The 6825-nt window shown below is 39.0% G+C and carries 8 protein-coding genes; 5 read left to right on the top strand and 3 right to left on the bottom strand.

Going from position 1 to position 6825, the window contains the following annotated elements; all coding sequences use genetic code 11:
• Positions 1-5 precede the first annotated feature (5 nt).
• The 5 genes from BI291_RS02285 (at position 6) to BI291_RS02300 (ending at position 3080) form a co-directional block, all read left to right on the top strand.
• Positions 6-476, top strand: coding sequence for a nitrate reductase cytochrome c-type subunit (locus BI291_RS02285; protein WP_074496071.1), 471 nt, complete (start codon positions 6-8; stop codon positions 474-476).
• A gap of 6 nt (positions 477-482) precedes the next feature.
• Entirely contained in the window at positions 483-1073 is a 591-nt protein-coding gene (locus BI291_RS02290) for a cytochrome c3 family protein (RefSeq protein WP_217693804.1), read from the top strand.
• Positions 1074-1280: 207 nt separating this feature from the next.
• Entirely contained in the window at positions 1281-1451 is a 171-nt protein-coding gene (locus BI291_RS18380) for a PA3496 family putative envelope integrity protein (RefSeq protein ID WP_175573062.1), read from the top strand.
• Positions 1452-1610: 159 nt separating this feature from the next.
• Positions 1611-2264, top strand: coding sequence for a pyridoxamine 5'-phosphate oxidase (gene pdxH, locus BI291_RS02295; RefSeq protein ID WP_074496075.1), 654 nt, complete (start codon positions 1611-1613; stop codon positions 2262-2264).
• Positions 2265-2330: 66 nt separating this feature from the next.
• The gene (locus BI291_RS02300) at positions 2331-3080 is read left to right on the top strand and encodes a hypothetical protein (RefSeq protein WP_074496077.1); all 750 of its coding nucleotides are present in this window, start codon (positions 2331-2333) and stop codon (positions 3078-3080) included.
• Positions 3081-3126: 46 nt separating this feature from the next.
• Here BI291_RS02300 and BI291_RS02305 read toward each other — a convergent pair whose 3' ends face one another.
• From BI291_RS02305 to BI291_RS02315, 3 genes are read right to left on the bottom strand one after another with little or no spacing between them, the layout of a single operon-like run.
• Complete coding sequence (locus BI291_RS02305; RefSeq protein WP_074496079.1) at positions 3127-4260, bottom strand: sodium ion-translocating decarboxylase subunit beta; 1134 nt, start codon at positions 4258-4260, stop codon at positions 3127-3129.
• A gap of 8 nt (positions 4261-4268) precedes the next feature.
• Entirely contained in the window at positions 4269-6041 is a 1773-nt protein-coding gene (oadA, locus tag BI291_RS02310; protein ID WP_074496081.1) for a sodium-extruding oxaloacetate decarboxylase subunit alpha, read from the bottom strand.
• A 12-nt stretch (positions 6042-6053) separates the two neighbouring features.
• Positions 6054-6326 (bottom strand): OadG family protein, encoded by a 273-nt coding sequence (locus BI291_RS02315; protein ID WP_074496083.1) that lies wholly within the window; start codon positions 6324-6326, stop codon positions 6054-6056.
• Between the last annotated feature and the right edge of the window lie 499 nt (positions 6327-6825).

Raw genomic sequence — 6825 nt, forward strand, 5'->3', positions numbered from 1 at the left:
ATGTTATGAACAAAACAATGCAATATACCTATTCCACACTTTTGTCACTTTTGTTAATCACAACTACTGTTGCAGCTTTTGATGATGTTGCCACGTTAAGAAAAGGGAAAGCGTTAGATCAGCAATCCCCCTCTTCACCCATTGCCAATGTCATGAATAATGATATAAAGCAAGCCAGAAATTATCCTATGCAGCCGCCAGTGATCCCACATAAAACGCGTAATTATGAGGTGAACTTAAATACCAACAAGTGCATGTCGTGCCATAGTAGGAAGCGCACAGAAGAATCTCAAGCCCCCATGGTAAGTGTTACTCATTATATGGACAGAGACGGCAATTTTCTCGCAGAGATATCGCCAAGACGCTATTTTTGCAATCAATGCCATGCCACGCAAACTGATGCAAAAACCTTGGTTGATAATACTTTCATTGATATGCATAGCTTAATGAAAACGAAACAAAAAAGTGAAAATTAGGAGTGTATGATGAAAAAAATCATTAGCATTGGTTGGCAAACGCTCAAAAAGCCCAGTGCATACTTTAGTTTAGGCTTTCTCGTTATTGGTGGTTTTATCATGGGCATTATCTTCTGGGGTGGTTTTAATACCGCATTAGAAGCAACGAATACGGAACAATTTTGTATTTCTTGCCACGAAATGGAAAATAATGTTTATGAAGAAATGAAAACAACTATTCATTTCTCGAATCGTTCAGGGGTACGTGCAACCTGCCCAGATTGCCATGTTCCACATAAATGGACAGATAAAATAGCCAGAAAGATGCAAGCATCGAAAGAAGTGTGGGGAAAAATATTCGGCACAATAAACACCCGAGAAAAATTTCTCGCACATCGCCGACGTTTGGCGCAAAATGAATGGACACGCCTAAAAGCGAATGATTCTCTAGAGTGCCGAAATTGCCATAACTTTGATTACATGGACTTTACCGCGCAAAGTGGCAGAGCAGCTCAACAACATTCAACCTCACTTGCTAGCGGTGATAAAACCTGTATTGACTGTCATAAAGGTATTGCTCATCAGTTGCCCGATATGAAAGGCGTAGAAGGCTGGTAAAGTTAACAACCACTTTTTAATACTTGGCACTACTGTAATTTTTCAGTGGTGCTTTCAGCTCCCTTTCATCAACTATTATTAATCGTCAATTAAAACATTTTTTACGCTGAAAGTTTGACCGATAAAGTTTCCTTGCCTATGTTCACATTATTAGGATGAAAACTACGAAAGTGATATTCGTTATTCGCATGAACTAGGTATAAAAACATGACTTATGACAAACACGACGATGCGCACAATCAACAACTTAACAATGATGAGCCCGATGTGCATTCTTTACCTACAGCAGAAAACAACGCCAAAGTAAGACGGAAAATTGATGATTTGTTGGAGCAGAAACGTTTAAAAGACTTACTTGACGATTGGGATTCATCATAATTTTTATATCCTGCTTGTTTATCAGCAATAATTATTCTGTATTAACCGTTTAGTTAATAGCATTAATTACATTATGTTTTGCTGTTTCCTCATTCTTTTTCTATAAAACACATATCGTTATTGATAAAATGGTCAAATTCAAATACTGGAGTTGACTGCATGACCTTTTTAGAGAAGTTACGCTGCCTATTTACATTTGGCCAAGGCGTTGCTTTACCCTTACCTGATATAAAACCCAATCAATCCCCTTTTGATTTATTTCAACAATGGTTTGAAGATGCCAATAAATCAGGCATTTTATTGCCAGAAGCGATGTCAGTCAGTACCGTCAGTGATAGCGGTCAACCCAGTTCGCGCATGGTGTTATTAAAATCATTCAACGAGCAAGGTTTCGTTTTTTATACCAACTACGGCAGTAGAAAGCACCAAGAATTGCAACACAATGATAAAGTCGCATTGTTATTTCACTGGAATGTACTTCAGCGACAAGTGCGTATAGAGGGCTCTGTTGAAAAAATCACACCAGAAGAGTCTACACGCTATTTCCATAGTCGTGACCGAGGTAGCCAAATTGGCGCTTGGGCATCAAAACAAAGCCAAAAACTCAGTCATGACAATGCGCTCAAGGAACAATTTGAAGCGTATCAACAAAAATTTTCAGGTCAAGAAGTGCCATTACCAGAATTTTGGGGCGGTTTACGCGTTAAGCCACACTACATGGAGTTTTGGCAAGGGAGAACGAGTCGACTACATGACAGAGTATGTTTTGAAAAGAGTAATAAAAGCTGGCAACAATATAAAATACAGCCTTAATAACGATAGATTGCGATACTTTTTATAATTATGTTAGGGTGAATAAAAGCAGCAAGGATTTAATACGTGAAGAAACTTTTAATTATCTTATTGTTAACGTTTTCAATGACGGGTAATGCAGAGTGTATTTTCGTTGAACTTGAACCATTTCCACCCGTTATAAACGATGATGGTTCAGGGATATTACCTGATATGTTAGCAGCCATTGAAGCCAAAACAGATTTATCTTTCCAGGTCACAATTGCAACCTATGCCCGAGCCAAAAAAGACTTGCATGACGGTAAAGTGAAGTTAATCGGATTAACCCCAAAAGGCAATGAATCGAAAAGCTTTTATCAAAGCGCAATAGAATTAGACTGGTTTTTTCAAGCGACAGTGGATATTTACGCACAAACCCCACAATACCTTAACGAAGAAAACTTAACCACCAACAGCATTGGTACTTTAACGGGGAATGCTGATTTTATGGCAATGGTGACAAACATTTCTAGAGAAAAGTTTATCGAAGTCAGCAGCCTTGAGCAGTTAGCTAGGTTAATCGTTAAAAATCGCATAAAAGCTGCGATTTTTGAACGCGCATCAATGATGAGTACCATCAACCGCTTAAAATTTTCCAACATACATTACAACAAACTAATTACAATTCCTGCAGGTCTTGCCGTTAATAACACTCGCGCAGGTCAAACATTAAAAAAACAGCTTGATAAAGCCTTATTATCTCTTAACACTGAAGCCTACTTAACGCCATTAAATAATTTTAATCAATTAGCAAATTCTGGCATAGTCACGACCATTTCGGACAAAAAAAAGCGTTAATCGTGATAAACATCGATTAACGCTTTTTCTATTAACTTGTAACTGTTTACTGACCAACCAATGCTAATAAAATACCAGCAGCAACCGCAGAGCCTAACACCCCAGCCACATTTGGCCCCATAGCGTGCATCAATAAAAAATTATGTGGATTAGCTTCTAAGCCTACTTTATTAGCTACTCGTGCTGCCATCGGTACCGCAGACACACCAGCCGCTCCGATTAATGGGTTTACTTGCTCGCTACTTAATTTATTCATCAGTTTCGCCATTAATACCCCAGAAGCTGTACCGATTGAAAAGGCAACAGCACCTAAACCGAGGATACCTAATGTTTCAACGTTCAAAAACTGATCAGCACTTAATTTAGAACCCACACCTAAGCCTAAGAATATCGTCACAATATTAATAAGCTCATTTTGCGCAGTTGAACTTAAACGATCAACCACACCACATTCTCGCATTAAGTTACCTAAACAAAACATACCAACTAATGGCGTAGCCGCAGGTAAAAAGAAAATTGTCATCAACAAGACACCCAACGGAAAGATAACTTTCTCAATTTTGGTTACATGGCGTAACTGTGCCATTTCAATCTTACGCTCTTTTTCCGTGGTTAAAGCTCTCATGATTGGTGGTTGAATAATTGGTACTAACGCCATATATGAATATGCTGCGACGGCAATTGCACCAAGTAATTCTGGTGCTAACTTAGACGCTAAAAAAATGGCCGTTGGGCCATCTGCACCACCAATAATCGCAATGGCAGAAGCATCTTGTAACGTAAATTCGAAGCCAGGGATCGCATTCAATGCGATAGCACCAAACAATGTAGCAAAAATACCAAATTGTGCTGCAGCCCCTAAGAACAAGGTTTTAGGGTTAGCGATTAGCGCGCCGAAATCGGTCATTGCACCGACACCCATAAATATTAATAGCGGGAATATACCCGTATCAATACCTGCGTAATACACATAATGTAATAAACCACCTACCTCAGAAAATCCTGCAACAGGTATGTTAGTCAGTATGGCGCCAAACCCCATAGGCACAAGTAGCAGTGGTTCAAAGTTTTTTGCGATAGCGAGAAATAAAAGCCCACAACCAACAAGCATCATAATAACTTGGCCTAACTCAAAATTTGCTAAGCCTGTTGATAACCATAAAGTATTTAACTGCTCCATGTTATCACCTACGCTAAAGTCAGTAAGGTTTCGCCAACAGTAACGGCATCCCCTTCTCTAACATGAATAGAAGCAACTTGACCTGCCGATACCGCTCGCACTTCAGTTTCCATTTTCATCGCTTCCATGATGATAACCACATCGCCTGCGGCAACCTCTTCACCTTCATCAACAAGTACTTTAAAAATATTACCAGCCAATGGGGCATTTAAGGTTTCACCAGCGCTGACAGATGCAGATTGTTTTATTTCAGCATCTGCAGTGGTAACTGAAGATACGCTACCACTTGGCCCAACGACAACATCAAACACTTGTCCATCCACACTGACCGAGTAGTTTTCAGTAGTTGCTGATGTTTTCTTCGTCGTTGAAGCTTCAGAAGTTGTCGCCTCTTTAGTCGGTGCTGGCTCAAAAGCATCTGGATTATTTCGATTTTCTAAAAATTTTAAACCTATTTGCGGAAATAATGCATAAGTTAACACGTCATCAATCACTTCATCCGCTAAGGTAATGCTTTTCTCTTTCGCAAGATTCTCAAGTTCGTTGGTGAGTTTATCAACTTCAGGTGTTAATAAATCAGCCGGGCGACACGTAATTGCCTCTTTGCCATCAAGCACACGATCTTGTAACTGCGTATTAACCGGAGAAGCCGTTGCGCCATATTCACCTTTAAGAACGCCAGCAGTCTCTTTAGTGATCGACTTATAACGCTCTCCCGTTAGTACGTTTAAAACCGCTTGCGTGCCGACAATTTGCGATGTTGGCGTGACTAACGGAATATTACCTAAATCTTCACGTACCCGTGGAATTTCTTTTAATACGTCATCAAACTTATCAGCAGCACCTTGTTCTTTTAACTGGTTTTCCATATTGGTTAACATGCCACCAGGCACTTGTGCTAGTAAAATACGCGCATCTACGCCTTTTAGACTACCTTCAAAGTTTGCATATTTTTCTCGAACATCCCTGAAATATGCAGCCACTTCAGCAAGTTTTTCCATATCTAAACCAGAATCACGCGCTGTCCCCTCAACAATAGAAACAATTGTTTCTGTTGGCGAATGACCATACGTTTGGCTCATAGATGAAATAGACGTGTCAATCACATCAATATCAGCGTCAATGGCTTTCATGTGAGTAGCAACACTTAAGCCGGTTGTGGCATGACAATGTAAAGCAATAGGTAATGAGACAGTTTCTTTAAGACGACTAATCAATTCTGCACCGTCATATGGTTTCAGCAAACCTGACATATCCTTTATACATAAAGAATGTGCTCCCATGTCTTCTAGCTTTTTAGCCATGGTTAGCCAGCCCTCAAGAGTATGTACAGGACTTTCTGTATAACTAAGCGTACCTTGCGCATGAGCACCAACATTCACTGCAGCTTTAATCGCAGTTTGAAGATTTCGAACATCATTCATGGCATCGAATATGCGAAAAACGTCTACACCATTGACATGGGCTCGTTCAACAAACTTCTCAACTACATCGTCGGCATAATGACGATAGCCTAAAATATTCTGGCCTCTAAATAACATTTGTTGTTTAGTTTTCGGCATTGCTTTTTTTAATTCACGAATGCGATGCCAAGGATCTTCTCCTAAATAACGAATACATGAATCAAACGTAGCACCACCCCATGACTCTATTGACCAGAAACCAATATCATCTAATTTTGATGCGATCGGCAACATATCTTCTAAACGTAATCGAGTGGCAAGTAAAGACTGGTGGCCATCTCGTAATACAACTTCGGTAATACCTAGTGCTTTTGACATGTGTATTCGCTCCTATGCTTTATCGCCATGTTTTTGTTTATATTGAGTAACAGCCGAACCTATCGCCGCAACGACTTGGGGTGTTACACCATTAGAGGCAATATTTGTTTTCTTTGCTTTAGGTTTTGATTTAGATTGAATAATAGGATCGGGATATTTGTTCGCAAGTTTTACTAGCACTAAGTTAATAAAAATAACCAGTAGCCCTAAAAATGCAAAAACAAAAACCATACCTGCTAACATTAATGTGCCAGCTTCAATAAAAGTTTCTAATAAACTGTCCATTTTTTATCCTAATCTAAAAAAGGTTAGAATTAGAATAATCACTCCAATTGGTAAAAAGCAAATATATTTTCGAGAACTCAGAAAAAAATTTTGAAGTCAACCCATAAAAGTCACATTTAAGCCGTGATATTCAATTATTTTCAATAATTATTCACATTTTTGTTATAAGAATTAATATTGTATACAATTACTAATTCCTATTTTTAAGGCTTAAGAACAAAAAAGACAGCATTGTATACAAAGTACAATGTGAGAACATTGAATACACAATGAATGATTAAAGGGTCAGGTACATTTTAAAAGCCTGAAACATGATAGTAAAAATTAAAAAGTAGCGGACGCGGCAGGAGTCGAACCTGCGACCGAAAGGGATCATGTTTCGTAGCCAGTTTTTATCCACAGTAGCGCTATCCAGCTGAGCTACTTCTCTTTTATACATCGTTCTTAAACGAGAAAACCAACCCGAAGGTTGGCTTTAAAGGTGGCGGACGCGGCAGGA

It is taken from the genome of Thalassotalea sp. PP2-459 (assembly GCF_001913705.1).
In the GTDB taxonomy this organism is placed as follows: Bacteria; Pseudomonadota; Gammaproteobacteria; order Enterobacterales; family Alteromonadaceae; genus Thalassotalea_C; species Thalassotalea_C hakodatensis.

Bases quoted from the DNA above. Each gene is read 5' to 3' on its own strand.
- BI291_RS02285 (WP_074496071.1), top strand. From the start codon at position 6: ATGAACAAAACAATGCAATATACCTATTCCACACTTTTGTCACTTTTG.
- BI291_RS18380 (WP_175573062.1), top strand. From the start codon at position 1,281: ATGACTTATGACAAACACGACGATGCGCACAATCAACAACTTAACAAT.
- pdxH (WP_074496075.1), top strand. From the start codon at position 1,611: ATGACCTTTTTAGAGAAGTTACGCTGCCTATTTACATTTGGCCAAGGC.
- BI291_RS02290 (WP_217693804.1), top strand. From the start codon at position 483: ATGATGAAAAAAATCATTAGCATTGGTTGGCAAACGCTCAAAAAGCCC.
- BI291_RS02315 (WP_074496083.1), bottom strand. From the start codon at position 6,326: ATGGACAGTTTATTAGAAACTTTTATTGAAGCTGGCACATTAATGTTA.
- BI291_RS02305 (WP_074496079.1), bottom strand. From the start codon at position 4,260: ATGGAGCAGTTAAATACTTTATGGTTATCAACAGGCTTAGCAAATTTT.
- oadA (WP_074496081.1), bottom strand. From the start codon at position 6,041: ATGTCAAAAGCACTAGGTATTACCGAAGTTGTATTACGAGATGGCCAC.